Annotated in this window: 22 protein-coding genes, 3 tRNA genes and 1 pseudogene; 9 read left to right on the top strand and 17 right to left on the bottom strand. The window is 73.4% G+C overall.

Annotated elements, in window-relative coordinates; translation table 11 throughout:
* Positions 1–20 precede the first annotated feature (20 nt).
* Positions 21–1,460, bottom strand: a complete 1,440-nt coding sequence (locus AB0L75_RS18035) for an FGGY family carbohydrate kinase (RefSeq protein ID WP_365181854.1) — start codon at positions 1,458–1,460, stop codon at positions 21–23.
* Between the two features lie 54 nt (positions 1,461–1,514).
* Complete coding sequence (locus tag AB0L75_RS18030) at positions 1,515–1,820, bottom strand: YtxH domain-containing protein (RefSeq protein ID WP_365181852.1); 306 nt, start codon at positions 1,818–1,820, stop codon at positions 1,515–1,517.
* A gap of 158 nt (positions 1,821–1,978) precedes the next feature.
* Between AB0L75_RS18030 and AB0L75_RS18025 the strand changes: the two genes are divergently transcribed.
* The 3 genes from AB0L75_RS18025 to AB0L75_RS18015 all read left to right on the top strand — a co-directional run bounded on the left by AB0L75_RS18025 (position 1,979) and on the right by AB0L75_RS18015 (position 2,383).
* Positions 1,979–2,051: transfer RNA gene (locus tag AB0L75_RS18025), tRNA-Asn, on the top strand.
* Positions 2,052–2,057: 6 nt separating this feature from the next.
* A tRNA-Asn gene (locus AB0L75_RS18020) sits at positions 2,058–2,130 on the top strand.
* Positions 2,131–2,306: 176 nt separating this feature from the next.
* Positions 2,307–2,383: transfer RNA gene (locus AB0L75_RS18015), tRNA-Ile, on the top strand.
* Positions 2,384–2,552: 169 nt separating this feature from the next.
* On the opposite strand, the gene AB0L75_RS18010 is transcribed toward AB0L75_RS18015, so the two are convergent.
* From AB0L75_RS18010 to AB0L75_RS17995, 4 genes are all read right to left on the bottom strand, one after another.
* Positions 2,553–2,789 (bottom strand): hypothetical protein, encoded by a 237-nt coding sequence (locus tag AB0L75_RS18010; RefSeq protein WP_365181850.1) that lies wholly within the window; start codon positions 2,787–2,789, stop codon positions 2,553–2,555.
* Positions 2,786–3,136, bottom strand: a complete 351-nt coding sequence (locus tag AB0L75_RS18005) for a hypothetical protein (RefSeq protein WP_365181849.1) — start codon at positions 3,134–3,136, stop codon at positions 2,786–2,788. The genes AB0L75_RS18010 and AB0L75_RS18005 overlap by 4 nt, the downstream gene beginning before the upstream one ends.
* Before the next feature lie 181 nt (positions 3,137–3,317).
* Positions 3,318–4,331, bottom strand: coding sequence for a DUF6215 domain-containing protein (locus AB0L75_RS18000; protein WP_365181848.1), 1,014 nt, complete (start codon positions 4,329–4,331; stop codon positions 3,318–3,320).
* A gap of 585 nt (positions 4,332–4,916) precedes the next feature.
* Positions 4,917–5,744: a hypothetical protein gene (locus tag AB0L75_RS17995; protein ID WP_365181847.1), complete on the bottom strand. Its 828-nt coding sequence runs from the start codon at positions 5,742–5,744 to the stop codon at positions 4,917–4,919.
* 125 nt (positions 5,745–5,869) lie between these two features.
* Between AB0L75_RS17995 and AB0L75_RS17990 the strand changes: the two genes are divergently transcribed.
* On the top strand, positions 5,870–7,126 hold the full coding sequence (locus tag AB0L75_RS17990; protein ID WP_365181845.1) for a serine/threonine-protein kinase: 1,257 nt from the start codon (positions 5,870–5,872) through the stop codon (positions 7,124–7,126).
* A gap of 277 nt (positions 7,127–7,403) precedes the next feature.
* Here the strand turns inward: AB0L75_RS17990 and AB0L75_RS17985 are convergent, their stop codons facing one another.
* The gene (locus AB0L75_RS17985; RefSeq protein ID WP_365181843.1) at positions 7,404–8,333 is read right to left on the bottom strand and encodes a LysR family transcriptional regulator; all 930 of its coding nucleotides are present in this window, start codon (positions 8,331–8,333) and stop codon (positions 7,404–7,406) included.
* A 92-nt stretch (positions 8,334–8,425) separates the two neighbouring features.
* Here AB0L75_RS17985 and AB0L75_RS17980 point away from each other — a divergent pair, with 92 nt between their 5' ends.
* On the top strand, positions 8,426–9,835 hold the full coding sequence (locus tag AB0L75_RS17980; protein ID WP_365181841.1) for an MFS transporter: 1,410 nt from the start codon (positions 8,426–8,428) through the stop codon (positions 9,833–9,835).
* Between the two features lie 54 nt (positions 9,836–9,889).
* Here the strand turns inward: AB0L75_RS17980 and AB0L75_RS17975 are convergent, their stop codons facing one another.
* The 5 genes from AB0L75_RS17975 to AB0L75_RS17955 form a co-directional block, all read right to left on the bottom strand.
* Positions 9,890–11,323: a GAF domain-containing protein gene (locus AB0L75_RS17975; protein ID WP_365181839.1), complete on the bottom strand. Its 1,434-nt coding sequence runs from the start codon at positions 11,321–11,323 to the stop codon at positions 9,890–9,892.
* A 26-nt stretch (positions 11,324–11,349) separates the two neighbouring features.
* Entirely contained in the window at positions 11,350–12,387 is a 1,038-nt protein-coding gene (locus AB0L75_RS17970) for a rod shape-determining protein (protein ID WP_365181837.1), read from the bottom strand.
* Between the two features lie 249 nt (positions 12,388–12,636).
* Entirely contained in the window at positions 12,637–14,469 is a 1,833-nt protein-coding gene (locus tag AB0L75_RS17965; protein ID WP_365181835.1) for a carboxyl transferase domain-containing protein, read from the bottom strand.
* Entirely contained in the window at positions 14,462–15,907 is a 1,446-nt protein-coding gene (locus tag AB0L75_RS17960; RefSeq protein WP_365181833.1) for an acyl-CoA synthetase, read from the bottom strand. Before AB0L75_RS17960 ends, AB0L75_RS17965 begins: the two co-directional genes overlap by 8 nt.
* Positions 15,908–15,954: 47 nt before the next feature.
* Positions 15,955–16,560 carry a class I SAM-dependent methyltransferase gene (locus AB0L75_RS17955; RefSeq protein ID WP_365181831.1) on the bottom strand — a complete coding sequence of 202 codons (606 nt, stop codon included), beginning with the start codon at positions 16,558–16,560 and terminating at the stop codon, positions 15,955–15,957.
* A 73-nt stretch (positions 16,561–16,633) separates the two neighbouring features.
* On the opposite strand from AB0L75_RS17955, the gene AB0L75_RS17950 reads away from it, so the two are divergent.
* Positions 16,634–17,503, top strand: coding sequence for a hypothetical protein (locus AB0L75_RS17950; RefSeq protein ID WP_365181830.1), 870 nt, complete (start codon positions 16,634–16,636; stop codon positions 17,501–17,503).
* Positions 17,504–17,506: 3 nt separating this feature from the next.
* Here AB0L75_RS17950 and AB0L75_RS17945 read toward each other — a convergent pair.
* Positions 17,507–18,081, bottom strand: a pseudogene (locus AB0L75_RS17945) (LysR substrate-binding domain-containing protein); the annotation flags it as partial.
* 118 nt (positions 18,082–18,199) lie between these two features.
* Here AB0L75_RS17945 and AB0L75_RS17940 point away from each other — a divergent pair.
* Complete coding sequence (locus AB0L75_RS17940; RefSeq protein WP_365182124.1) at positions 18,200–19,015, top strand: SDR family NAD(P)-dependent oxidoreductase; 816 nt, start codon at positions 18,200–18,202, stop codon at positions 19,013–19,015.
* Positions 19,016–19,029: 14 nt separating this feature from the next.
* On the opposite strand, the gene AB0L75_RS17935 is transcribed toward AB0L75_RS17940, so the two are convergent.
* Positions 19,030–19,623: a hypothetical protein gene (locus tag AB0L75_RS17935; protein ID WP_365182123.1), complete on the bottom strand. Its 594-nt coding sequence runs from the start codon at positions 19,621–19,623 to the stop codon at positions 19,030–19,032.
* A 99-nt stretch (positions 19,624–19,722) separates the two neighbouring features.
* Between AB0L75_RS17935 and AB0L75_RS17930 the strand changes: the two genes are divergently transcribed.
* Complete coding sequence (locus tag AB0L75_RS17930) at positions 19,723–20,496, top strand: IclR family transcriptional regulator (RefSeq protein ID WP_365181828.1); 774 nt, start codon at positions 19,723–19,725, stop codon at positions 20,494–20,496.
* Positions 20,493–21,341 carry an SMP-30/gluconolactonase/LRE family protein gene (locus tag AB0L75_RS17925; protein ID WP_365181826.1) on the top strand — a complete coding sequence of 283 codons (849 nt, stop codon included), beginning with the start codon at positions 20,493–20,495 and terminating at the stop codon, positions 21,339–21,341. The genes AB0L75_RS17930 and AB0L75_RS17925 overlap by 4 nt, the downstream gene beginning before the upstream one ends.
* 62 nt (positions 21,342–21,403) lie before the next feature.
* On the opposite strand, the gene AB0L75_RS17920 is transcribed toward AB0L75_RS17925, so the two are convergent.
* Genes AB0L75_RS17920 through AB0L75_RS17910 form a run of 3 tightly spaced genes read right to left on the bottom strand, consistent with a single transcriptional unit; the run spans position 21,404 to position 24,652 of the window.
* Positions 21,404–22,807, bottom strand: coding sequence for an FAD-dependent oxidoreductase (locus AB0L75_RS17920; RefSeq protein WP_365181824.1), 1,404 nt, complete (start codon positions 22,805–22,807; stop codon positions 21,404–21,406).
* Positions 22,800–24,020 (bottom strand): MAB_1171c family putative transporter, encoded by a 1,221-nt coding sequence (locus AB0L75_RS17915; RefSeq protein ID WP_365181822.1) that lies wholly within the window; start codon positions 24,018–24,020, stop codon positions 22,800–22,802. The genes AB0L75_RS17920 and AB0L75_RS17915 overlap by 8 nt, the downstream gene beginning before the upstream one ends.
* Positions 24,021–24,049: 29 nt before the next feature.
* Positions 24,050–24,652, bottom strand: coding sequence for a toxin-antitoxin system, toxin component family protein (locus AB0L75_RS17910; protein ID WP_365181820.1), 603 nt, complete (start codon positions 24,650–24,652; stop codon positions 24,050–24,052).
* Between the last annotated feature and the right edge of the window lie 11 nt (positions 24,653–24,663).

Raw genomic sequence — 24,663 nt, 5'->3', positions numbered from 1 at the left:
GGCCCCATGCGCCCGGGGCGTCATGGGCGGAACGCTCCGGGATGGGTCTGCTCCCGCACCGCCACGAACTGCTGCCGCACCGCCTGCCCCACGGCCAGCTCGTCACCCGGCTCCAGCACCTGCGCCGCCGCCCCCTGCCAGGCCGGCGGGGTCCGCGGATCGAGTGTGCCCTGCGACACACCCAGCGCCCAGGCCGCCTGCCGGGCCGCGCCGATCGCCGCGTAGTCCGCCGGCTGCGGTACGACGACCTGCACCCCGAACAGCGACGGCGCCGAAGCCTGCACGGCCGGCAGCTCGGCGGCCGGACCGAGCAGGAAGATCCGCCGCACGTCGACGCCCCGCCCGCGCAGCACGTCCAGCGCGTCGGCGAGCCCGCACAGCATGCCCTCGAACGCGGCCCGCGCCAGATGCTCGGGCTTCATCGACTCCCGCCGCAGCCCGGCGATCGTCCCGGCGGTGTGCGGAAGACAGGGCGTCCGCTCACCCTCCAGATAGGGGAGAAGGACCAGCCCGTGTGCCCCGGGCGTCGACTTCATCGCCAGCTCGGACAGGCTCTCCAGATCCGGCAGCCCGAGGAGTTCGGCGGTGCCGCGCAGGGTCCGTACGGCGTTCAGGGTGGTGACGACCGGCAGGTGCATGCCGGTGGCGTCGGCGAGCGAGGTGATCATCCCGGACTGGTCGGCGAGCGCCTCCGGGTGCACGGCCATCACGGACCCGGAGGCCCCGAGCGACACGACGGCGTCCCCCAGCCCGATGCCCAGCCCGAACGCGGCGGCCATGGTCTCACCGGTCCCGGCGGAGATCAGCAGCCCCTCCGGGGTCGTACCGGCCGCGTCCGACGGGCCGATCACCTCCGGCAGCATCGCCTGATGGCCGAGCGCCAGCTCGACCAGGTCGGGCCGGTAGGCGCCGGTGGTGGCCGACCAGTACCCGGTACCGGACGCCCCGCCGCGATCAGTGGTCCTCCGCACGGGCCGCCCGAGCAGCTGCCAGACCAGCCAGTCGTGCGCCTGCAGCAGTACGGCCGTCCTGCGGGCGTTCTCGGGCTCGCTCTTCGCGAGCCAGCGCAGCTTGGTGACGGGCTGCCCGGCCTGCGGCGCACAGCCGACCGCCTGCGCCCAGGCCTCCCGGCCGCCGAGCGCGTCGACGAGGTCCGCCGCCGCGACCTGCGCCCGCTTGTCGCCGCCGACCAGCGCCGGGCGCACCGTGTTGCCCTGGGCGTCCAGCGGGACCAGCGCGTTCTGCTGGGCCGACACGCCGATGGCCTGCACGCCTTCGAGCAGACCGCCGCCCGCCGCTTCACCGAGGGAGAGCAGCCAGGCCTGCGGGTCTATGTCGCTAGGGCGACCCTCTACGGGATGGGGGGCGTACCCCTGCCGTAGTACGGCACCGGTGTCCGTGTCGCAGACCACGATGCGTGTGAAGTCCGGTGAGCTGTCCAGCCCGGCGACTATCCCCATACGGAGAATTTTGCAGCATTCCTGCGGATGCCGTGGCCGAGGGCGCCCAGCTCCCTACGTGTTGCTCGTCCCCCAGTCGTCCTCGGGAGTGCCGTTCAGGTTGCGCTCCCGCAGCGATCGCACCCGCTGGGCCACGGTCTCGGGGACTCGGTCGCTCACCCGGTGGCTGACCGTGTGGAAGGCCTTGCCGGCGTACTGGCGGCCCTGCTGGGCGGCGCTCTCGGCCGTGTTCCGCACGGCCGGGTTCTGCGCGATCCGCCGAGCGGACTTCTTCAGCTGCTCGTAGCGCTCGCGACCGGCCCTCGTGCCGAGCACGTAACCGATGGCCAGTCCGGCGACGAACGTGAGCCGGTAGCGCATGGCTGCCACCCTTCCCTTGCCTTGGTCTGCGGTGCGGCGTGGGCGCCGGGGATACCGATTGGCGGAGCACCCCCCTGCTTGCGCTAATGTATGTGTCGCAGCGAGCGAGCGCCCCCTGGCGAATACCCAGGTAGGTACGTTCGATGCAATCGAGGCGATCCTCCGTAGCTCAATTGGCAGAGCAGCCGGCTGTTAACCGGCAGGTTACTGGTTCGAGTCCAGTCGGGGGAGCTTCGATCCTCCGTAGCTCAATTGGCAGAGCAGCCGGCTGTTAACCGGCAGGTTACTGGTTCGAGTCCAGTCGGGGGAGCGCAGTGAACGAGGACCCCTTGGGGGTCCTTTTTCATGTCCGCGGGAACCGCCGCGCCTGCGCCGATGTCCTCAAGGTCATGAGCAGCGCAGAAGCCGACCATCCGAAGCAGGAGATCGTATGAGCGGCTATGCTGCGGCAGACGGCGCGCACACTTGTACGCGACACGCCGCTATGGGGCGGTAGCTCAGCCGGTTAGAGCAGCGGACTCATAATCCGTCGGCCGTGGGTTCGAGTCCCACCCGCCCCACCAGGCGACGCAGGTGCAGAAGCGTTTCTACCTGCGGCAGCGAAGAAGGAGGGCCACCACGCTCGGCGTGGCGGCCCTCCTTCGCTCGTTCAGACCAAGATCCAGTGGATGCGTAGTGGACGCGTAGTGGACGCGGGACCGGGACAGCGGACAGAGGGGCTCTCAAGCCGCCTTACGGCCCGTCCCTGGCGCCCTGCGAGCAGCCCGCGCGGATATGCCGGTGGCAGGCCCGTCGAGGCGCCCAGCCGTCCAGCCCGGGAGCCCTGACGCGGGCGACGATGACGCGGGCGACGGTGAAGCGGGCGAGCGAGAACGCCGCCCGCTGCTCTTCCGGGGAGCGTTCGCTGAAGTTCTCGGCCCTGACCAACTCCAGCCCGTCGGCGGCGCAGTGATCGCGTATCCACTTCACGGCCGCGTTGGCGACCTCGCCCTGCCAGGCTGTCTGGGGGAGTTCGAGCGCGGTGCGTACGCAGTGTGTACGTCGAAGGGGACGTCACGCGGGAACGCGCCGGGAGATCCAGTCGTGACGAGGTCGTCGCCGGATGCCAGGCTCAGCGAGAGGTCATGAACGCTGTCGGCCTTCGGCTGCTCTCCGTACAGCTTGCAGGCGACCTCGACGATCTGCTGGGAGATCCGCAGCCAGAGCGTGTGGCCGGGGCGGGGGCCGAGGAAGACGAACGAGTGGCATAGCTCGTAGAGCCAGTCGGTTTTGACGAAGTGCGGGAAGCCGCCGGTCAGTTGTGGCGTCCAGACCATGACGGGTCCGGGCTTCTGCGTGGTGCGCTTCCAGTGCTCGACCCGTTCCGGGGTCCGGACGAGTGGCTTGGGCCGGGTGACCGACGGCAGACCGGGCGGACGGACTCTTCGGGGTCGGACACCGAGGCGTACACGGCGATCCTGGCCACCGCGATGGCGGCCAGGCCGGCGGCACTACGTCTCATCGCGCGCTCCGTCCGGGGATCGCCGGGAGGACCTTCTCGGCGATGTCGATCAGGGCGCTGTCGTCGGGGAGGGCTCCGGACGTGCTCCACACGGTGATGTCGTAGCAGCCGCCCCTGTCGTCTTTGCCGAGGGCCACGGACAGCGTCCGGGCCAGGGGGCCTTGTTCGACGGGTCCGCCGCTGGTTCCGCCGGTCCCGAGACTGATCTCCAGCTTCATGGTGTGATCCGAGGAGAAGACCGCGGGCCGGCCGAGAACCGTACGCGTCTCGATGTCCTGCTCGTTTCCGATCTTCTTCAGCTTCACGTACTGGGCTATCGACAGCTCGTTGTAGGTGGCCGACAGATTCACGGTGTACGTGTCGAACATGACCTCGGCCTCCGGTTCGGCGACCTTCCCATCGGTCAGGGCAGCGGTGCCGCTGCTGGCGGAAGTCGTGGTCGCGGTCTCTCCCGGCGTTCCGAGGAGCTGGGCGAGATCGGGCCGGTTGAGTGCCTTGCACAGCTCGTCACCGGTCACAGCCTGGGGCGTCGTCTTGTATGCCTTCGGCAGTTCCTCGTGTTCCTCGACCGAACACGAGGCGGGCTTCGGCGTGTTGTCGTCGGACGGCAGCACGTGCGGCGCCGCCCACAACGCGGCCCCGATAGCCCCGAACACGGCGATGGCCGCGACGGCCTGGCCCCATGCGTTGGGCTCCTTCGCCGGAGCGACCGGGCCCGGCACGGCTGCCGCCTGGGCCTGGGCCTGGGCCCGCGCGGCCGCATCGGTCACCGGCCCGGCTGCGGGCGCTGGGACCGCCGTGTTCGAGTTCCGGCGTGCGCGCAGCGCCCGGACCACCGTGTGGACGCGAATCGCGGTGAAGACGAGGAACACCGCACCGAGACCAGCCGCGACCCGGTCGTCGTCGCGGACGGCGAGGTACATGATGCGGACGCCGAGAACGGACCCGACCACGATGAGCAGGGGCTCGCGGACCCAGAAGGGCAGGAGGCGGAGGAGGAAACCGAGCATTCGGTGATCTCACCAGGACCAGACCAGCCGCGCTGTGGCGGAGGCCATAGTTCCGTGAACAGCAGTGGACCGCGGGTGGAGATCCTGGCCGACCGCAACCCGGACCACGGTCACAGCGGGCACGTCCACGTCGACGGTGTGGAGCAGCCGGAGGGCGCGACGGGCTCACTTCGACGCCGTAGAACCACAAGTCCCGGACAAGCGCATCACCCACGGCCGTTCGTGATCGCGATCGCCGTGACCCTACGTGGCTTTGGCGCGGTTCAGAGACATAGCCATTCTTCAGCTGCCGCCGACATAGGGACTGGTGTACGTGCCCGATGCCGACCTCAAGCTGAGTGGTGGACTCTCGACCACATCAGGTTTTCTGAACGTTGAACTCCTGTTGCAGCCCGCTGAGTTGCACCAGCTTCGGGGCTACTTCGTTGGGAGGGATACAGCAGGAACCCCGCTGATGCCGGTCACAGACATCTGCTGGTTGGGGCCCCCGCAGGCGGGGGGACCACGTGTGCAGCTTCGTCTCCGCCGGGTCTTTCTGGGGATCACCCCCGCGGGCGCGGGGACCACAGGCCGCGAGCTGGGCATTCATGTGGGTAGTGGATGGCTCGCGATTACTTCTTGAGAAACGGACATTCCGTGCGTCGGTCCTCCGATGGCCTGGCCTTCGATCGAGACGGTTGTAAGAGCCCAGGTCATCACACACGAAGGGGGTGCCGTAGGCGCGAAGCATCGTTGCAGAGCAAGGGCGTTCCCGCACAGCTTAGAGGGGTTCAGAAAGGCCGTGTGGCGAATGCCTAACGGCTCCCGGTCGAGCAGGGCCGAGTAGGACCGAGCAGGACCGAGTGGGATGCAGCCGAATGGAAACGGATGGATGGGGGTCCGGTCCTTCGGCGACAGTGCAGGTGAGATGCGTCGCTGACATAGGTTCGAGTCCCACTCGCCCCCGCCGCGCATCGCAGGTGCAGGAACGATGTGGCCTTGTGGTGGCGCCAGGTGAGGAATAGTGCAGCGTTCGTGGGGTTCAGCCGCCGGGCGTCGGTCGAGCAGTTTGCCCGCCACGGTGGCGGCGTTGTACGAATCCCAGCCGGTGGCCGTGGAGTAGTGCCGTTGCCGCCGCTGGTGATGTCGTGGAAGCCGGTGCCATTCGCCGTGTGCAGGGGGCGGGTTGGTGACGCCGAGGTCGGCCTTGTCGGACGCTGCGGCCTGCTGGTTGTAGAGGCCGCGAATGCCGGTCACTCGGGGGCCGCGATCGAGGGAGCCCTGTGAGTTGATCGAGACGCCGGGGCTGGGGTTGGCGTGGGCCGAGATGTCCGGGGCGTGGCCGTAGACGCCGCCGGCGCTCGCCTGGACCGCGGTCTGCCAGCTGGGGATCTTGAAGGCGGAGGACTTGCTGTCGCCCCCGGACCAGTCCACCTCCTTCTCCTTGCTCCAGGCGTTGGCGGAGGTGACTGTCCGCTTGGACGGGCCGTCGCCCGCGGCGTCGACGGCGATGCCGGGGGCGCGGGGGAGCGGTACTGCCCGGCGGCCATACTGTGCGCATGGAACGCATCGGGGGGTACCTGGTCGAGCGGCGGCTCGGCGAGGGGGGAATGGGCACCGTGTATCTCGCGCGGACGCGCGGCGGGCGGGCGGTCGCGGTGAAGGTCGCCAAGTCCGAGCTGGCGGCCGACGAGGTCTTCCGTGCACGGTTCCGCAGCGAGGTCGAGGCGGCCCGTGCGGTGGGCGGCTTCCACACGGCGCCGGTCGTCGACGCGGACGTGGACGGCGACCCGCTGTGGCTGGCCACGGCCTACATCCCCGGACCGACCCTCGCGGCGCGGCTCGCCGACGAGGGCGCGATGGACGAGCCGCAACTGCGGGCGCTGGCCGCCGCGCTCGCGGAGGCGCTGGAGTCCATCCACTCCTGCGGGCTGGTGCACCGCGACCTCAAGCCCGGCAACATCATCATGGCCGTGGACGGCCCGCGCGTCCTCGACTTCGGCATCTCCCGCGCCGTCGAGTCCACCCGGCTTACCGCCACCGGCACCGCCTTCGGCACACCCGGCTTCCTCGCGCCCGAACAGGCCCTGGGGCACGCCGTGTCCGGCGCCGCTGATGTGTTCGCCCTCGGCGCGGTGCTCGTCGCGGCGGCGGGCGGCAGCGCCTGGGGCGAGGGTACGCCGATGGGGCTGATGTACCGCTCCGTGCATGAACTGCCCGACCTGGCCGCCGTACCGGCCTCACTCGCCGGCCTGGTCGCGCGCTGCCTGGCCAAGGACCCGGCCGCCCGGCCGACCCCCACCGAGCTGCTGGACCTGCTGACCGACGGGACGCCGGTGCCCGCCCCGGCGCAGGCCCTGGCGGAAGTCCCGGCGCAGGTCCCGGCGGAGGTGCCGTACACCCCGGCCCCGACTGCGCCTCCTCAGCCGGCCGCACAGCCCGTGCGGTTCCCGCCGGTCCCCGTCACCCCGGCCCCGCTTCCGCCGTACCCGGCCACGCCCCCGCCGCAGTCCGCCCAGGGGTTCGGTCCGCCGCTCGCGTACACGCCTCCGGAGGTCGAACTCACCGACGGGGAGTCGCGTGTCGTCGTGAACGCCACCGGGGTGGTCCTCGAAGTGGCGGGCTTGGCCGCGGACTTCGCGTGGACGGAGATCGCGTATGTCGGACGCAGCCGGCGCGGTCACCACCTCACGGTGGCCGTGCGGCTGTGGGACGGCAGCGTGTACGACTGCGAGGTGAACGCCCGGCGGTCGGCGCGGTTCGGCGAGTGGCTGGCCCGGCTGGACTTCGTCCTCGGCCGGTACGCGAACCGGTAGCCTCCCGGCCACCGTGTTCGCCGACAGCGGTATACGGCCATTGAGTTGACCCGTACATGCTTGAACGGTCCGTGTGCTGGGCACCCACCCCGTACCGGCATCCATCGCCGGGCCGTTTCGGCAGAGGGAGGGCGTCATGGACCGTCGCATCCGGGTACGCGTCAGCCGGCGCCCCGCCGCCCCGCGCGAGCGGGAGATCGACCGCAGGACCCCGTCGGGGCGCATCCTGCCGTACTGACGGCCACCGGCGATCCCTGCCGCGGCCGCGGCGGACTGCTCAGGAGGCCTGTGCCGCCTGTGCCGTACGGGTCACCTCCGGCAGCGGATCCGCGCGGCGGGCCAGGGCGAGCAGGGTGTGTACGGTGCGCTCGGCCGGGCCCAGGCGCGGGCGCCACTGGGCGACGATGCTGACCGGGCGGATCGGTTCGGTCAGCCGGAGTTCGACCAGCTCGCCCTCCTCCAGCTCCCGGGCGACCGTCAGGTGCGGCAGCAGGGTGATGCCGCGCCCGTGGCCTAGCAGGCGCAGCAGCGCCGCCATCGAGCCCTGGAGCAGGGTCTGCTGGGCGCCCGCCAGCAGATCCCGGTCGAAGCGGTCCATCAGCATCTCCGAGGTGCAGCCGCGTTCGGCCACCAGGAAGTCGTGGCACAGCAGCTGCTCGGGCGTCACCGTCTCCTGCCGGGCCAGCGGATGGGCCGGCGCCGCCACCAGGAGCGTACGGTCGTGCCCCACGACCTGGTGCGGGCGGACCGTGCGGACACCGTTGTCGTACTGGAAGACAAGATCCAACTCGCCCGCGACGAAGGCCTGTTCCAGTGCCCTGCGCGGGGCCACCGTCAGCTCGACGTCCGCGCCGGTGTCCGTGCCGCCCGCGCCGTACTCCAGGGCGGCCAGCACCTCGGGCATCCACGCATGGGCCAGCGATTCCTGCGCCCCGATCCGCAGCCGGGGCCGCCCGCCGCGGGCCGCCCGCCGCATCCGCTCCTCCAGCTCCAGAGACTCGCGCGCGTACGGCAGCAGCCGGGTGCCGGCCTCGGTGAGCTGCGCCCCCGTGCCCGCCCGCACCAGCACACTCACGCCCAAGTCGGCTTCCAGTCGCTTCAGTTGGGCGCTGACACTGGACTGTGCGTAGCCCAGGGCCTGGGCGGCGGCGGAGATGCCGCCGTGCTCGGCGACCGCGACGAAGGCACGCAGATAGCGGGAGTCCACGACAGCAGCGTAACCAACCCATCGGACTCTCCGATGGGGTTATCGCGATCACGGCGTCGCGGCACCCGCGCCCGCAGGGACACGCTGCCCCCATGACCACAGCCGATCCCGTCGCCGAGCCATCAGCACCGGCCCCCGACCCTGCCGACTCCGCCGACCCTGCCGTCACCGCCGTCACCGGCACCACCGCCCGTACGACCTCCCGGCTCACCTTCGCCGGCATCGCCACCGGCAATCTGCTCGTCCTGCTGGACACCTCGATCCTCAACGTCGCCGTCCCGGACATCCAGACCTCGCTGCACCCGGCCGCCGCCGCGCTGCCCTGGACCGTCGACGCCTACACGGTCGTCTTCGCCGGACTGCTCCTGGCCGGCGGAGTCATCGCCGACCGCTGGGGCGCGCGCCGCGTCTACACCGTGGCGCTCGGCCTGTTCGCCGTGCTGTCCGTGGCCTGCGCCCTGGCGCCCGGCGCCGGCGCCCTGATCGCCGGGCGCGCCCTGCTCGGCGCCGCGGGCGCCGGACTCGTGCCCGCCTCCCTGGCCCTGCTCATCCATCTGCACCCCGACCCCGCCCGCCGTACCCGCGCCATCGGCGCCTGGGCCGCGCTCAGCGGGCTGGGCGCCGCCGCCGGACCCGTGCTCGGCGGCGGCCTCGTCGAACTCGGCGGCTGGCGGCTGGTGTTCCTCGTCAACCCGCCCCTCGCCGTGGCCGCGCTGCTGCTCGCCCGCCGGCTGCCCACGCCGCCCGTGCGGGGCGGCCGCACCCTGGACCGGCCGGGCCTGGCCCTGTCCACCGCCGGACTCGGCCTGCTCACCTTCGGCCTGGTCCAGGCCGGCATCGACGGCTGGGGCGCGCCCGCGGCGCTGCTCCCGCTCGCCGCCGCGATCGGCTGCTTCGTAGCGCTGGCCGCCGTGGAACGCCGGTCCGCCACCCCGGTCCTGCCGCCCGCGCTGCTCGCCCTGCCAAAGGTGCGGGCCGCGCTGATCGCCGCCGCGGTGTCCTGCTTCGCCTACTTCGGCGGCATGTACCAGCTCGCCGTATGGCTCCAGCGCACCTACCACCTGGCGCCGTTCGACGCCGGGCTCGCCGCTCTGCCCATGGCCTTCCCGGTCTGCGTGATGCCGTTCTTCACCGGTCGGCTCGTGGCCCGCCACGGCCCCCGCCCGGTCCTGCTGACCGGCATGTGCGCCGCGGTCGTCGCGGGCGCGCTGCTGGCCGGGGCGGGGGGACCCCATCCGCCGCTGCCCCTGCTGGTCGCCGCCGAGCTGGCGCTCGCCGCGAGCGGCACGCTGTCCATCCCGGGCGCGGCCGCCGCGATGGCCGTCTCGGCGCCGGCCGAGTACGCCGCGACCAGCCAGGGGGCGCTCAACGGCATCCGCCAGGCCGGCTCGGCCCTCGGGGTCGCGGTCCTCGGCACGATGGGGTCCCTCGGCGGCTCGGGGTATGTGCTGGTCGGCGTGGGGGCGCTGGCGGTGCTGTCGCTGGGGCGCACCGGTGAGTGAGAGCGGGTGGCGGCGGCCGCATATCGACACGGCCCCGCGCACCTTGGGGGCTGGTCACAAGGGCGCCTGCCACGTGACCGTCGTTCCCTCCGGATCTTCTCCGGTGCCGGTGCCGGTGCCGGTGCCGCCGTTGTCGTACACCGTCAGCCGTACGGCCGCCCGGCCGTCCGTCAGGGCCGCCGTCGCGTCGACCGTGACCTCGATGCGGGAGACGCCCTGGCGTCGGGCGGCGGTGTCGAGGGCCCGGCGGAGTGCGGTGAGCAGCTGGCCGGCGACGCGGTCGGGGACCCGGCTGTCCACCGGGCCGAGGAAGCGGGTGGACGGCGGGAAGCCGAGCAGTGCCGCCGCGCCCGCCGTCTCCCGCAGCACCCGGCCCCGCAGGGTGGCCGGCGCCTCGGCGGGCGGCTGCTGGAGGGCGAAGATCGCCGTCCGCACCTCCTGGACGGTCGACTCCAGCTCGTCGACCGCCTTCCCCAGCATGTCCTGTACCGCCGGCACCCGGGCCCGGCGCTGCGCCGCCTGGAGCATCATGCCGGTCGCGAACAGCCGCTGGACGACCAGGTCGTGCAGATCGCGGGCGATCCGGTCCCGGTCCTCGTACACCGCGAGCCGCTCCCTGCGGTGCCGGGCGCCGGCGAGGACCAGGGCGAGCGCGGCCTGGGAGGCGAACTGGCCGGCCAGGCGCCGTTCGGCGTCCGTGTACGGGCGGTCGCCGCGCCGGCGCGGCAGCGCGAGCGTGCCGATGAGCTGTCCGCCCGCCTGCAACGGCAGCATCATGCTGGGCCCGAACCGGTGCCGGACATGCGTCGTCATCCGCGGGTCGGTCGCCGAGTCCTCGATGAACACCGGCTCGCCGCCGAGCAGTTGCTCCAGCACCGGGCTGCCCGGCTCGATGGTCGTACCGACGATGTCCCCGGGGGCGTCGTGCGTCGACGCGGCCACGATCTCCATGCCGCCCTCGGGGGTGGGCTGGAGGATGACACCGGCGGAGGCGTCCGCGAGCAGCCGGGCCCGCTCCGCGACCGTCATCAGCGCGTCCGCGGCGCCCTCCCCGGACAGCAGCGCGGTGGTGACGGCCGCCGCGCCTTCGATCCACCGCTCGCGCTGCCGGGCCGCCTCGTACAGGCGGGCGTTGCCGATCGCGCTGCCCGCCTGGACGGCCAGCACCCGCAGCAGCTGCTCGTCCTCGGTGGTGAACGGTCCGCCGCCGCTCTTGCCCACCAGGTGCAGCCGCCCGAACGGCTCCGCGCCGACCAGGATCGGCACGTCCAGGCCGGCGGCGTCCTCGGGCGCGGTGGTGGCCGTACGGATCTCGGCCGGCCCCTCCTGACCGGGGTCGGCGGTGCTCAGCGCCGCGTACCGGGCGCCGGTCAGTTCGGCGGCGCCGTCCACGAGGCGCTGCAGGGTGGTGCGCAGTTCGAGTTCCGAGCCGACCCCGAGGACCGCTTCGAGCAGCGGCGGCAGGCGCGGGACGGGATCACCGGGCATGCGGGGTACGCGGTGCCGTGCCCGGCTCAGGCGGCCAGCGGGTTGAGGACCATGGGCTCGATCCGGCCCTCCAGCATGGCGCCGATGCCCTGGGCGGCGCAGAGGTCGGGCTGTTCGGCGATGTGCACCGGCATCCCGGTGGCCTCCCGCAGCATCTGGTCGAAGCCGGGCAGCAGCGCGGAGCCGCCGGCCATCACGATCCCCCGGTCGGCGAGGTCGGCGACCAGGTCGGGCGGGCAGTCGCGCAGCACCTTGCCGATACCGTCGAGGACGGCGGTCAGCGGGGTCTCGATCGCGTCCCGCACGGCGGCGGTGTCGATGCGTACGCTGCGCGGGAGCCCGGTGACCACATCGCGGCCGTGGATCTCGGTCTGCGCCGGGCCCTGCGCGGTGAGCCCGGTGTCGGACAGGGTCACCTGCAGCGGACGCACGGACTGGCCGGGCAGCATCAGATGGTGTTCGTGCCGCAGATGCTGCACGATCGCGTTGTCCACGGCCTCGCCGCCCACCGGGATCCGCTCGGCGGCCACGATGGATCCGAGCGAGAGCACCGCGACCTGGGTGGTCGCCGCCCCGCACATCATGATCATGGTGGCCTCGGGCTGTTCCACGGGCAGCCCGCAGCCGATGGCGGCGGCGATCAGCGTGTCCACCAGCTCGACCCGGCGCGCGCCCAGCCCGACCAGCGTCTCGGTGATCGCCCGCTGGGCCAGCGGATCGGCGCCGTGCGGGGTGCAGGCCGCCGCGCGCAGCCGCAGATTGCGGCGCAGGGCACGGCGCGTCTTGTCGCCGAGCAGCTGCCGCAGCATGCGGTGGGCCATCTCGATGTCGATCACCGTGCCACCGGAGATGGGCCGTACGACCGTGATGTAGTGCGGTGTCCGTCCCGTCATCCGCTCCGCGAAGTCGCCGACGGCGATGAGCCCGCCGGTACGGGTGTTCACGGCGGCGACCGAGGGCTGGTCCACGACCAGGCCGGAGCCCTTCACGTACACCCTGGTGCGGGCCGCGCCCAGGTCGACGGCGAAGTGGCAGCGGCGCAACTGATCCAGACTGACGGTCACGGCGATCCTCCCGGTGCGCGCGGGCCTCGGTTCGCCCGGCCGGGCTGGCGGGCCTCTCACAGCATCCTGAGCGGGCCGCACCCCCGGACGCCTGCTGGAGGGGGCCGGGTGGGGGGCGGCCGAATGGGGGGTTTCGGCCGCGTCGCACCGCGCGGTGGTGGACTCCGGCCGGATGCCCCACTCGGCGCACACCCCGCGACCGGCTCCCTGTCGAACTCCAGCTCGACCGTCGTTTCCCGCGCTCGGTCTTCAGAGACGGTGGTGCACGATCCCCCGGACCACCCCCAGCTCCACCAGGTCCTGCGGCCGGATCCGGAGCTGTTCCGCGGTCGCCTCGATCTCGTCCTTCGGGCGCTTGAGGATGGCCGCCGCGAGTTCCGGGGCGATCACCGAGAAGTAGCTGTCCGGGGTGGCCCAGGTGTTGCCGGGGGCGGCCAGCGCGAGGGCCCCGCCGGAGCCGCCCTCGCCGATGACCAGCGTGGTGACCGGGACACGGGCCGCGGCCACCGCCCCGAACACCTCCGCGATCGCCGCGCCGGCCCCCTGCCGCTCCGCTTCCGCGTCGTTCGCGGCACCAGGGGTGTCCACCAGCGTCAGCACCGGGATGCCGAGCCGGTCCGCCAGCCGGATCAGCCGGGCCGCGGTCCGGTACCCGGCGGGCCGGGTCGCCGCCCCGGTCTGCGCCGCATAGGCCACGGTACGGCCGTCCCGCTCACCGAACCCGCACAGCATGCCGTCGGGATCCGTACCTCCGCACCGGTCACCGCTGATGTCACGGCGGTGGCTGAAGTAGGCGTCCAAGTAGGCGTGCGCACGGGGCCGTTCGGGGGCCCGGGCACGCCGGACGGCGTCCCAGCCGGCGGCCGGGAGACCGACGGCACCGAGCGCGACCGGGACGGGAGCGGGCTCGATGCACCCCGCGTACCCTTCCGGCACCCCGGTCCCGCCCGCCTCGCCGGAAGGGTCGGCGGGGACGGAGGCAGGGTGGGCGTTGGCCTCCAGCCGCGCGCTGCCCGACCGCACACTGCCCGCACCGGCGGGTGCTGTTGGGGTGTCGGTGGCGGGGGCTGCTGGGCTGTCGGTCGACGGTGCTGCCGGGGTGTGCGTGGCCGGGGCCGCCGGGCTGTCGGCGGACGGGGCTGTCGGGGTGTGCGTGGCCGGGACCGTCGGGCTATCGGCGGACGGTGCTACTGGGGTTTCGGTGGCGGGGGTTGCCGGGCTGTCGGCGGACGGGGCTGTCAGGGTGTGCGTGGCCGGGACCGTCGAGCTATCGACGGACGGTGCTACTGGGGTTTCGGCGGCGGGGGCCGCCAGGCTGCCGGCGGCCGGTGCTGTCGGGGTATCGGCGGCCGTGAGTGTGGGCGACGCTGCAGCGCCTGGAGGGGCGCTGAAGCGGTCGGGCGGGCGGTTCGTCAGCAGGCGTAGCCATGCCCCCAATACCCCCTTCAGCTCGGCCGGAGGGACCACCTCGTCCGCCGCTCCCGCCGCCAGCTGGGACTCCGCCGTGTACGCGCGGGGGTCGGCGGCGGGCGGGCGGACGCGGGAGCCGGCGAAGCCGACCTGGGCGCCGGGCAGGGCCAGGACGATGTCGGCGCCCGCGCCGAGCGTGGCCCAGCCGCCGCCGGTCGTCGGATCCCGCAGTACCGCGATCTGCGGCAGCCCCGCCGCGCGCGTGAGCGCCGACTGCCGGGCCACGCGCTGGAGCTGGCTCAGCGCGAGCATGCCCTCCTGCATCCGGCTGCCCCCGGTCGCGATCAACGGCACGACCGGCAGCCGGTGCGCGCGGGCATGGGCGTACGCCGCCTCCAGCCGGTCCCCGGTGCGCTCGCCGAGGGAGCCGCCCAGGAAGCCGAACTCGAAGGCGATCAGCACGGCCCGGGTGCCGTCCACGCTCGCGGTGCCGCAGACGACGGACTCCTCCTCGCCGGTGCGATCCGCGGCACGGGCGCGGGAGGCGTCGTAACCCGCCCAGCCGAGCGGGCCGTCCGGCCGCGACTCCCTTGGTGGAGACGGGAGTTCGCCGAAGGTGTCGGGGTCCGTGACCAGGGTCAGGATCTCCCGGGCCGAGCGGCGCTCAGACATCGGCCAGTGCCCGCTTCATGATCTTCCCCATGTCGTTGCGGGGCAGCGCGTCCAGGTAGCGGACGACGCGCGGGCGCTTGTGCGGGGCGAGCCGACGGGCCACGTGCTCCGCCAACTCCTCGGCGGCGGGCGGCGCCCCCGGGTCGGCCGGCACGATCCAGGCCACGATCCGCTCGCCCAGGTCCGCGTCCGGCTCCCCGGTGACCGCGGCCTCCCGCACCCCCGGATGCTCCAGCAGCGCGTTCTCGATCTCACCTGCCCCGATCTTGTAACCACCGCTCTTGATCAGATCCGTGGCCTTGCGACCGACGATCCGCACATACCCGTCGGGCTCCCGCACGGCCATGTCACCCGTGCGGAAGAACCCGTCGGCGGTGAACGCGGCGGCCGTGGCGTCGGGCCGGTTCAGATACTCGGTGAACAGGTTCGGCCCGCGCACCTGGATCTCGCCGACGCTCTCCCCGTCGTACGCGGCGATCGGCGTCCCGTCCTCCTCCACGAGCCGCAGCTCGACACCGGGCAGCGGCACGCCGACCGTCCCCGCGCGCGGCTCCCCGTCGGCCCGCACGCTGGTGTTCATCAGCGTCTCCGTCATGCCGTACCGCTCGATCACCCGCCGCCCGGTCGCGGCGTGGATCCGCTCGTGGTCGTGCACCGGCAGCGCGGCCGAGCCCGACACCAGCAGCCGGGCCCGGCCGAGCGCCGCGGCCAGCTCGGGGTCCTTGGGCAGGGCCTCGGCGATGCGGTGGTACATCGTCGGCACCCCGAACAGCATGGTCGCGCCGGCGTTCAGCTCCCGTGCCACGCCTTCGGTGGAGAACCGCCCCAGGTGCCGGACGCTGCCGCCGCGCCGCAGCGGGCCGAGGGTGCCCAGCACGAGCCCGTGCACATGGAACAGCGGCAGCCCGTGCACCAGCACGTCCCGCGCCGTCCACTGCCAGGCGTCGGCGAGCGCGTCCAGGGTGGTGGCCAGGGCCCGGCGGGGCAGGACGGCGCCCTTGGGCGGGCCGGTGGTGCCGGAGGTGTAGACGACCAGCGCCGGGTCCTCGCCGGAGACGGTGTCCTCGGGTACGGCGCCGGAGCCGGTGGCGTCGACGTCCATCCGCTCCAACGCGCCGACCGCATCCGGGAGTTGTGCACCCGGTGCGGCCAGCACCAGCGTCGGCGCGCTGTCGGAGACGATGTGCGCGAGTTCCTTCTCGCCCGACTTCGGGTTCAGCGGTACGGCGGCCGCCCCGGCGAGCAGGACGCCCGTCACGGCGACGGCGGTCTCCAGCTCGGGCGTGGCCCACACGGCGACCCGGCGGGCGCCGCGCAGCCGGGCGGCGAGCGCACCGGCGGCCCCGGCCAGCTCGCCGTACGTCAAGGACCGCTCGCCGAACCGCAGGGCGATCCGCTCGGCCGGACCGTCCGTCAGAGCGGGGAAGAGGGAGGACACGCGGCGCACTCCTAACACTGGTCGGTTGTGACCGTTCGGCACCCTTCCTACCCCAGCCGCCTCGTCCCGACCACCGTGCTCAAGTCCGCCGCGAGCCGCAGCTCGGTCGCGCGCAGCGCGGGATGCTCCAGCCAGTGCAGCCGGGCCCGGTCCAGCTCGCCCGCGTGCAGCGGCGGCCAGCCCGTCGCCGGGGTGAAGTCGTCCACGACCACCGTCCCGCCCCCTACGAGCAGCCGCTCGACGTCCGCGGGCGGATCGCCGGGCGCCTTGCCCTGCCCGCCTCCGTCGAGAACGAGCAGGTCGAAGGGTGCGTACTCCTCGATCCGCCGCCAGTCGCCGGTCAGCACGGTGACCTCGGGTCGCCGCGCGAACACCTGGGCGGCGGCCCGCGCCCGCTCCGGATCCCGCTCCACGCCGTACAGCCGCACCCCCGGCGCCGTGCCCGAGGCCAGCCAGGCCAGGCCCACCCCGAGGCCGGTACCGGTCTCTGCGACGCGGGCACGGGCCCCGCCCGCCAACGCGTGCAGGAGGCGGCCCTGTTCGGGGCGGCAGGAGCAGGGGAAGCGGTGGGCCCGGGCGGCGGTGAGCGCGGCTCGTACGAGGGGCGGGAGGGCGGGTATGCCGGTGTGCGCGGCGGTGCCGTCGGTCGTCATATTCGCTTCATAGCGGATGGCGGCGGTTGTTAGCCTCCCCGTGATCGGACCTACGTACGACAGGGAGCCCGCCATGCCCCGCATAGCCCTCGCCACCTACGACCCCGGCAGCGAGCCCAGCCACGACACCGACCTGCCGGATCTGGTGCGGGCGCTCAGGGCCGCCGGGGCCGAGGCCGAGGCGCGGTACTGGGACGATCCGGATGCGGACTGGGGCGGCTACGACCTCGTCGTCATCCGGTCCACCTGGGACTACAGCTGGCGAGCCGAGGAGTTCGACGCCTGGGTGGGGCGGGTCGGCGCGCTGACCCGGCTCGCCAATCCGGCACCTGTGGTGCGCTGGAGCGCCGACAAGCGCTACCTCGGCGAGCTGGCGGCCGCCGGCGTGCCCACCGTCCCCACCCGCTACCTGGCGCCGGGCGAGCCCGTCGACCTGCCCGCCGACCACGAGTACGTGATCAAGCCGACCTCGGGCGCGGGCGCCCGGTTCGCCGCCCGCTACACACCCGCCGAGCACGAGCAGGCCGTACGACACCTGGCCCGCATGCACGCCGAGGGCTTCACCGCGATGGTGCAGCCGTACGTGGCGGGCATCGACGTCAGCGGGGAGCGGGCGCTGCAGTTCTTCGGCGGCCGGCTGCTGCACGCGAGCCGCAAGGGCGCCGTCCTCGCACCCGGCACGCCGTACGACGCCGACAAGGTGGCCCATCCCGACCTGGAGCGCTGGCAGCCGACGGAGGCCGAACTGGTGGTCGCCGAGAAGGCGTTGGGTGCGGTGCCCGGGGCCTCCGGCCTGCTCTACGGGCGCGTTGACCTCGTGGACGGGGAGGATGGGGAGCCCCGGCTGATGGAACTGGAACTGGTGGAGCCGAACCTGTTTCTCTGGTTGCATCCCGGGTCGTTGGAGCGGGTCACCGAGGCGATTCTGGAGGCTGCCGACTAGCGCCTACTGGGGTGCCTTGATCCGCTGTCTCGCGGCTGCGGCTTCGTCGTGGCTTGTCGCGCAGTTCCCCGCGCCCCTTTGGGGCGCTCGGCGGACCGTCTCTCGACACGCCTGCGCATAGCGGCTCGGGCCGATGCCCCGGACCGGGCGGGTGACGACCCCGCCCAGGGTGATCAGCGGGGCGTTGCCCTCGGCCACCAGGCAGACCCCGAGACCGGCGACCAGCGCCTCGTACGTCTCCTCCGCCCCGGAGATCTCCGCGCCGATCCGGGGCGGCCGGCCGGTGCGGGCGTCCAGGCGAGCCAGTGGTCGCGCAGCCGTCCCGCGCTCTTTGGCAGCGCCAGGAACGGCTCGTCCACGATCCCGCCCCGGCCCGGACTGGTGCTCATGCCCGCCACCAGTGTGCTGCGCTGGGCCGCCTTGGCCGCCTCCACGGCCGCCGCCCCCGCCTCCCAGGCGGCCAGCGCGTCGCGCGCGTGCGGCAGCAGCGCCTCACCGGCCGCCGTGAGCGCCACCCCGTGCTGGTCGCGCCGGAACAGCTCCGCCCCCAACTGCCGCTCCAGCGCCCGGATCCCTCTTCATGACCATTGGTTATCACCGGGGGTCTTGGACGGGCAACGGAATCCGGCGGCAGGCTGGTTCGTGTCAGCGGGACCCACCGAGATCCACGGGGAGTTGTGATGAACAAGGTATAGGCTGGTCACCGGGGCGAGCAGCGGGTTCGGGCGGGCGATCACCGAGGCGGCCGTAGCCGCCGGTGACGTGGTGGTCGGCGCGGTCCGGCGCCCGAAGGCCCTGGCCGACCTGGTGGCCGCCCACCCCGACCAGGTGGAGGCGCTCCGGCTGGACGTGACCGACACCGCCGCGATCGAGGCGGCGGTCCAGGATGTCGTGGCCCGGCACGGGCGGATCGACGTGCTGGTCAACAACGCGGGCCGCACCCACGTCGGCGCCGTCAAGGAGACCACCGAGGCCGAGCTGCGCGACCTGTTCGACCTGCACTTCTTCGGTCCGGCGGCGCTCGTGCGGGCGGTGCTGCCGCGGATGCGCGAGCGGCGCTCCGGCGCGATCGTGCAGATGAGCAGCGTGGGCGGCCAGATGTCCTTCGCGGGTTTCGGGGCGTACAGCGCGACGAAGTTCGCCCTGGAGGGCCTGTCCGAGGCGCTCGCGGACGAGACGCGGGAGTACGGCATCAAGGTGCTGATCGTCGAGCCGGGCGCGTTCCGCACCGCGCTGTTCGAGGCCGACCGCGCCGGGGCCAGTTCCGACACCGGGGTGTACGCCAAGGTCGGAGAGACCCGGGGCTTCGTCTCCGGCGGCCACGGCAGCCAGCCCGGCGACCCGGCCAAGGCGGCGGCCCTGATCCTGGCCGCGCTGGAGGCGGACGACACCCCGCTGCGGCTGCCGCTCGGTGACGACGGCGTGAGCGGGGTCCTCGCCCACGCCGACCAGGTCCGCGAGGAGGTCACCGCCTGGGAGAAGCGGACCAGGGCGACGGCCTTCGACGTCTGAGTCACCTGCCGGGGTCACTGGCCGAGCAGGGCCGTCCGCTGGAGCAGCCCCCACGTGAACTCGGCGACCACCTCGTGCCGTACGCCGTCCCGGCCGGGTGCGGTGAAGGCGAGGCCCCACCTGGTCGGTGCCGTGCCCTCCAGCGGGCGGGCGGGGGCGAAGGCGCGGGCGGCCTCGTCGACGGCGCAGGACCAGGGGGCGAGGTCGTCCAGGGTCTTGAGCCTCGGCGCCGGGGCGCCGGGCGCGCGCACCAGCCACTCGTTCCACACCGCCCCGTCCGGTCCGACCAGCACCTCGAAGCGCAGGTCGGGCCAGAGGGGCAGGGCCCAGTGGCGGGCCTCGCAGTCGACGTCCCCGAGCCGGCGCGGCAGCACGGCCTCGGGCTCACCGAGGACGGACCGGTACCGGGCGGCGGCGGACCGGGATCTCGGCGAACGGACCATCGCCTGCCAGCGCTTGTTGGCCTCCCGCATGTCCGCGATCGAGGCGCCCAGCGTCCGGCGGGCGTCCTCGACCAGGTCGGGATTGTGATCGGCCATGCGGCGCAGCAGCACCAGCTGGAAGTCGAGATCCATGCCATCCATGGTGCCCGGCAGGTCCCCGCCCATTGCCCGGGCCACCCCGCATGGCTAGCCTATGTTCGTCATGCCGATCGCCTGTTGAAATCTCGAACATAGGCGCTTACATCTAAAGGGAGGGGGCCGGACGTGGGACGCCTCGTGCCTGCCGTGACCCGGGCTCTCGACATTCTTGAGCTGTTCCTCGACGGGGACGGGACGCTCTCCGCCCCCGACATCGTGCGCAAGCTACAGCTGCCGCGCACCACCGTGCACGAGCTGGTCACCACGCTCGCCGCACGCTCGTACATCGTGCAGGTGCCGGGACAGCCCGGACGCTACCGGCTCGGCGTACGCCCGTACCAGCTCGGCAGCCGCTACGCCGAGCAGCTCGACCTCGCCGCCGAGGGCCAGCAGGTGGCCCGCTCGGTCGCCGAGACCTGCGACGAGACGGTCCATGTGGCGATCCTCGAAGGCACCGACGTCATCTACATCGCCAAGGTCGACTCCACGCACGCCGTCCGCATGGTCTCCGCCGCCGGCCGCCGCCTGCCGGCCCACTGCACCTCGGTCGGCAAGATGCTGCTGGCCGCGCTGCCCGAGCAGGAGCTGACGGCACGGATCCCGGACGGCGCCGAGCTGACCGCGATGACCCCCAACAGCATCACCGACCCGGCCGCGCTGCGCGAGACGCTGGCGGAGATCCGGCAGCGGGGCATCGCCGTGGAGAGCCGCGAGTCCAACCCGGACGTGAGCTGTGTGGCGGCCCCGGTGCGCGACCGCACGGGTCAGGTGGTGGCCGCCCTGTCCATCTCGGTCCCCATGATCCGCTGGAGCGACGAGCGCCGCGCCGAGCTGGAGCAGCTGGCCGTGAAGGGCGCGGCGGAGCTGTCCGAGCGGCTGGGCCACCGGGGCGCGGCGTGAGCGGTGGACACGAGGTCGCGGTACGGGCCGAGGCGGCGCTGGGCGAGGGCCCGACCTGGGACCCGGCGACCGGCCGGCTGATCTGGCTCGACATCCTGGGCGGGCGCGTGCACACCTACGACCCCGCCACGGGCCGTCGTACGGTGCGGACGACGGAACAGCACGTGGGCGCGGCCAAGCCCCGGGCGGGCGGTGGCCTGGTCCTCAACCTCCGGGACGGCGTGGGCCTGCTGGACCCCGACGACACGTTCCGCTGGCTGCACCACGAGCCGGTCGCGGGCCGCCGCGCGAACGATGCCGCCGTGGCCCCCGACGGCTCGCTGTGGGCGGGCACGATGCGCTACGACGAGGCACCGGGCGGCGGCACGCTGACCCGGCTGACCGGCGACGGCACGGTGCAGACGGTCCTGCCCGACGTCACGGTCAGCAACGGCACGGGCTGGAGCCCCGACGGCCGGCTCATGTACTACGTCGACACCCCGACCCGCCGCGTGGACGTCTTCGGCTACGACGGTGAGCGGGCCCACGACCGCCGGCCCTTCGTGGAGATCGAGGAGGGCGCGGGCTTCCCCGACGGTCTGACGGTCGACGCGGAGGGATGTGTGTGGGTGGCGCTGTGGGACGGGGGAGCGGTGCGGAGGTACACGCCCGGCGGCGAGCTGGACCGGGTGATCGGCCTGCCGACGCTGCGCACGACGGCCTGCGCGTTCGGCGGCGCCGCTCTGACCGACCTGTACATCACGACCGCCCGCGTCGGCCTGTCCTCCCCGGACCCCCTGTCGGGTTCCCTCCTGGTGATCCCGGACGCGGGCGAGGGCCTGCCCCAAACGGCGTTCAAGGGATGACGGCCGCCCCACCGGCACGCCTGCCCCCGGCCACGGCGCTGTGACGGCCCGGTGCTCCGGCACTAGAGAACGCCCGCCGCCTTCCGTTCCTCCGCCGTCAGCGGGGGTTCCGCCAAGGGGGGTCTGAGCGGGCCCACCGCCGCCGCCAGCAGGACCCGTGGAGCGAGCAGTACCTCCGCCCCCCGCTCCAGTGACGTCACGTCGGTCACCCGGCGGGCGACGCGGCCGTTGCCCGTCGCGGTGTACAGCAGTCGGCCGACGTAGGCGGACACGAGCCGGTCCCGCACGGTGGGGCCGGAGGCCGTCGCGCCGGGGTAGAACACGTCCTGGCCGAGGGCCAGGTCCCAGGCCGCGCGCACCGGCCGGGCGACGGCCCGCTGCACCCGGCGCGCCAGCCCCGGTGTGCCCCAGCCGTGCCGTCGTATCACCTCGCGGAGCAGCACCGCGCTCTGCGCGGCGACCGCGAGACCGTGGCCGTAGACCGGGTTGAACACGGCGAGCGCGTCGCCGAGGACGGTGAAGTTCTCGGGCCACACCGGCATCCGCTCGTAGAAGTGCCGGCGGTTGACGGTGGAGCGGGTGACGGACACGTCGGACAGCGGTTCGGCGCGTTCCAGCAGCTCGCCCAGGAGCGGATGGCGCAGCCGCTCACGGGCGAAGGGGATGAAGTCCTCGTTGGCGGCGGAGGGTTCGCCGCCCCGGGTGCCGCACAGGGTGGCGATCCACCGGCCCTCCTCGATGGGGAGCAGGAAGCCCGACCGGCCGGGTCCGCCGCCGCGCGGACCGGGCTGCAGGTTGACCACCGGGAAGTCGCCCCTGGTCGCCTCGGGGGCGCGGAAGAGCCGGCTGGCATAGACCACGCCCGGGTCGATCTCCCGGTGCTCCGGTGCCGGCAGCCCGAGGTCCGCCAGCCATGCCGTGGCCCGGGATCCGCGTCCGGTGGCGTCGACCACGAGATCGGCGGCCAGGGTGCGTTCGGCGCCGTCCCGTGCCCGCAGCCGTACGCCGGTGACCGCGGCGCCGGTCCCGGTGAGGCCGAGGGCCTCGGTGCGGTCGACGAGGTCGATCCGCTCGTCGGCGAGGACCTGTGCCCGGATGGTGGCGTCCAGCAGGTCCCGGCCGGCCAGGATCACATGGTGGGACTCGGGCCAGCGCCTGAACCAGCCCTGCGCGGAGAGGGCGACCATGCCCGTCGTGACCGGATGTCGGCGCCCTCCGGCGGCCCGCAGCGCGTCGGTGATGCCCGGCAGCAGCTCCTCCACGGCCCGTACCCCGCCCGACCACAGCATGTGGGCGTGCCGGGCCTGCGGCAGCCCTTTGCGGGGCTCGGGACCCTCGGGCAGGGCGTCGCGTTCGACGACCACGACCCGGTCGGCGGACCCGGCGAGCGCGCGGGCCGCGAGCATGCCGGTGTGGGATCCCCCGAGCACCACTGCGGTTCTGGCGGGGGAGGGCTGTTCAGTCATGCGCGGGCACGCTCTCTGCCGGGGCGGCCGCGTGGGCGCGTACCGCCATGATCTCGTCCGGGTGGCGGAGGGCTTGGGACACGGCCTGGATCTCCCGGAGCAGGTACGCCGTGTCGGGACCGGACGGGGAGTCGGGGCCGTCGGGGCGCGGCGGCCGCTCGCCGCCGGCCGCGTCCAGCAGGGTCACGGCGGCGGCCAGGGCCCTGGCCCGGCCGGGCACGTGACCGAGGGCGAGGGCGGCCTCGTAGGAGCGTGTGCGCAGGTCCTCGTCCAGGCGCCGGGACAGTTGCAGCAGGGCGTCGCGGATGAAGGTCTCGCGGCGGATCAGGCGCAGTTCGGCGGGGGCGTGCGGGGCGAAGGGCTCGCGCTCGCCGGTGACCGTGCGCATCAGCTGGTAGAGGGGGCCGAGGGAGCGGTGGCGCAGCCGGACGTTCCAGCGCTCGTGGAGGTACTGGCCGACGTGCGGGACGATGAAGCCCACCGCGACCAGGGTGGCGGACACACAGGCGCCCGCCGGGGCCACATCGGTGCTCAGCCAGTCCAGGTCGTTGCCGGTCCAGCGGGCCACGACGGCCGTGAGCTTGGCCGCGTCGAAGAACAGGTTGGTGGCGTAGCCGACGCCCAGCAGCCCGAGTCCCCAGCGCAGCCAGCCGTCGAGGCCGTCGGTGCGGATCCAGTTCCAGATCAGCCGGGCCGTGATCGAGCAGGCCACGGTGTGCGCGACGAGGTAGAGGAGGATCTCCTCGCGCATGAACGGGGTGTTGGCGTAGTAGGTGTCGAGGTCGCGCAGCCGCTCCTCGGGCACGTCGGCGAGTGCGAACAGCGCCCACAGGGTGACCACGACGCCCGCGTAGACGGACACCACCCAGCGGGTCACCCGGCGGGTGCGGTCGGAGCGGCCGTTGCGCCAGGCGATGATCAGCAGCAGCCAGGACGCGCAGAGCGCGGTGAGCAGGGAGTACACCCAGGGCGCCGAGATGTTCGGCACTCCGGTGACCCGGTTGGTCCAGGCGATGGTCCGTGGGGAGGCGAAGACGAACACCGCGCAGGCGAACAGCAGCAGACCGCCGACGGCGCGCAGCATCGGGTCCCGCCACATCTTGATGATGCTGGGCAGCTTGATCGCCAGCGCGGCGGTCAGGACGGCCGTGGGGATCCAGAAGGAGATCGAGAGGCCGTCGAGGTATCCCGGGGAATGGAGTGCCAGGTTCACGGTGTGTCCCGGGGAACGGAGTGCCGGCGTCACGGTGTCGCTCCCCCGCGTCCGCGATAGCCGAGGGTCCGCTGCACCGGGCCGAGGGAGGCGCCGGCGCCGGAGTCGGTGAGGCGGGGCCGGAACAGGGCGGCCAGGCGGTGACCGAAGTCGTCGGCCTCGGCCTCGTCGGCCTCCCGGGAGCCGTTGCGGGCGGCCACCGTGAGGGGCATGTCCCGCCAGCCGGGGGCGTCGGCGAGCGCGCGGGCCGCCGCGTCCACCGGGTGGTGGTGCCGGTGCCCGGCGTGCAGATGCCACAACTCATGGCCCAGGATGACCAGTTGCTGCACCGCCTCGGCCCGCTCCTCCACGATCACCAGGTCGAAGTCGGCGAACTCCACGCACAGCCCGGTGACCTCGATCTCGTCGGGGAAGCGCTCGAAGCGCAGGCGAACCGGCCGCCCGCCGCGCAGTGCGCTCATCTCCTCGCACAGCGCCTGGCACAACTCCCGTACGCCGTCAGGGGCGCAGGGCCGGGCGCGGACGGCGGTGGCGAGGTCGCCGGCCAGCGAGCGCATCGCCGAGCCCGGACGGGAGCGCCGCAGCCGTGCGGTCAGGCGTGCCGCGTGCTCACGCGCGCCCGCGATGCCCATGCCTCCCCCTT

This window comes from Streptomyces sp. NPDC052101 (genome assembly GCF_040680235.1).
Lineage (GTDB): Bacteria > Actinomycetota > Actinomycetes > Streptomycetales > Streptomycetaceae > Streptomyces.
This window is presented reverse-complemented; position numbering and strand designations above follow the sequence as displayed.

Bases quoted from the DNA above. Each gene is read 5' to 3' on its own strand.
- AB0L75_RS17950 (WP_365181830.1), top strand. From the start codon at position 16,634: ATGCCCCGCATAGCCCTCGCCACCTACGACCCCGGCAGCGAGCCCAGC.
- AB0L75_RS17910 (WP_365181820.1), bottom strand. From the start codon at position 24,652: ATGGGCATCGCGGGCGCGCGTGAGCACGCGGCACGCCTGACCGCACGG.
- AB0L75_RS17955 (WP_365181831.1), bottom strand. From the start codon at position 16,560: ATGACGACCGACGGCACCGCCGCGCACACCGGCATACCCGCCCTCCCG.
- AB0L75_RS18005 (WP_365181849.1), bottom strand. From the start codon at position 3,136: ATGGTCTGGACGCCACAACTGACCGGCGGCTTCCCGCACTTCGTCAAA.
- AB0L75_RS18035 (WP_365181854.1), bottom strand. From the start codon at position 1,460: ATGGGGATAGTCGCCGGGCTGGACAGCTCACCGGACTTCACACGCATC.
- AB0L75_RS18000 (WP_365181848.1), bottom strand. From the start codon at position 4,331: ATGCTCGGTTTCCTCCTCCGCCTCCTGCCCTTCTGGGTCCGCGAGCCC.
- AB0L75_RS17980 (WP_365181841.1), top strand. From the start codon at position 8,426: ATGACCACAGCCGATCCCGTCGCCGAGCCATCAGCACCGGCCCCCGAC.
- AB0L75_RS17920 (WP_365181824.1), bottom strand. From the start codon at position 22,807: ATGACTGAACAGCCCTCCCCCGCCAGAACCGCAGTGGTGCTCGGGGGA.
- AB0L75_RS17975 (WP_365181839.1), bottom strand. From the start codon at position 11,323: ATGCCCGGTGATCCCGTCCCGCGCCTGCCGCCGCTGCTCGAAGCGGTC.
- AB0L75_RS17990 (WP_365181845.1), top strand. From the start codon at position 5,870: ATGGAACGCATCGGGGGGTACCTGGTCGAGCGGCGGCTCGGCGAGGGG.
- AB0L75_RS18030 (WP_365181852.1), bottom strand. From the start codon at position 1,820: ATGCGCTACCGGCTCACGTTCGTCGCCGGACTGGCCATCGGTTACGTG.
- AB0L75_RS17935 (WP_365182123.1), bottom strand. From the start codon at position 19,623: ATGGGCGGGGACCTGCCGGGCACCATGGATGGCATGGATCTCGACTTC.
- AB0L75_RS17965 (WP_365181835.1), bottom strand. From the start codon at position 14,469: ATGTCTGAGCGCCGCTCGGCCCGGGAGATCCTGACCCTGGTCACGGAC.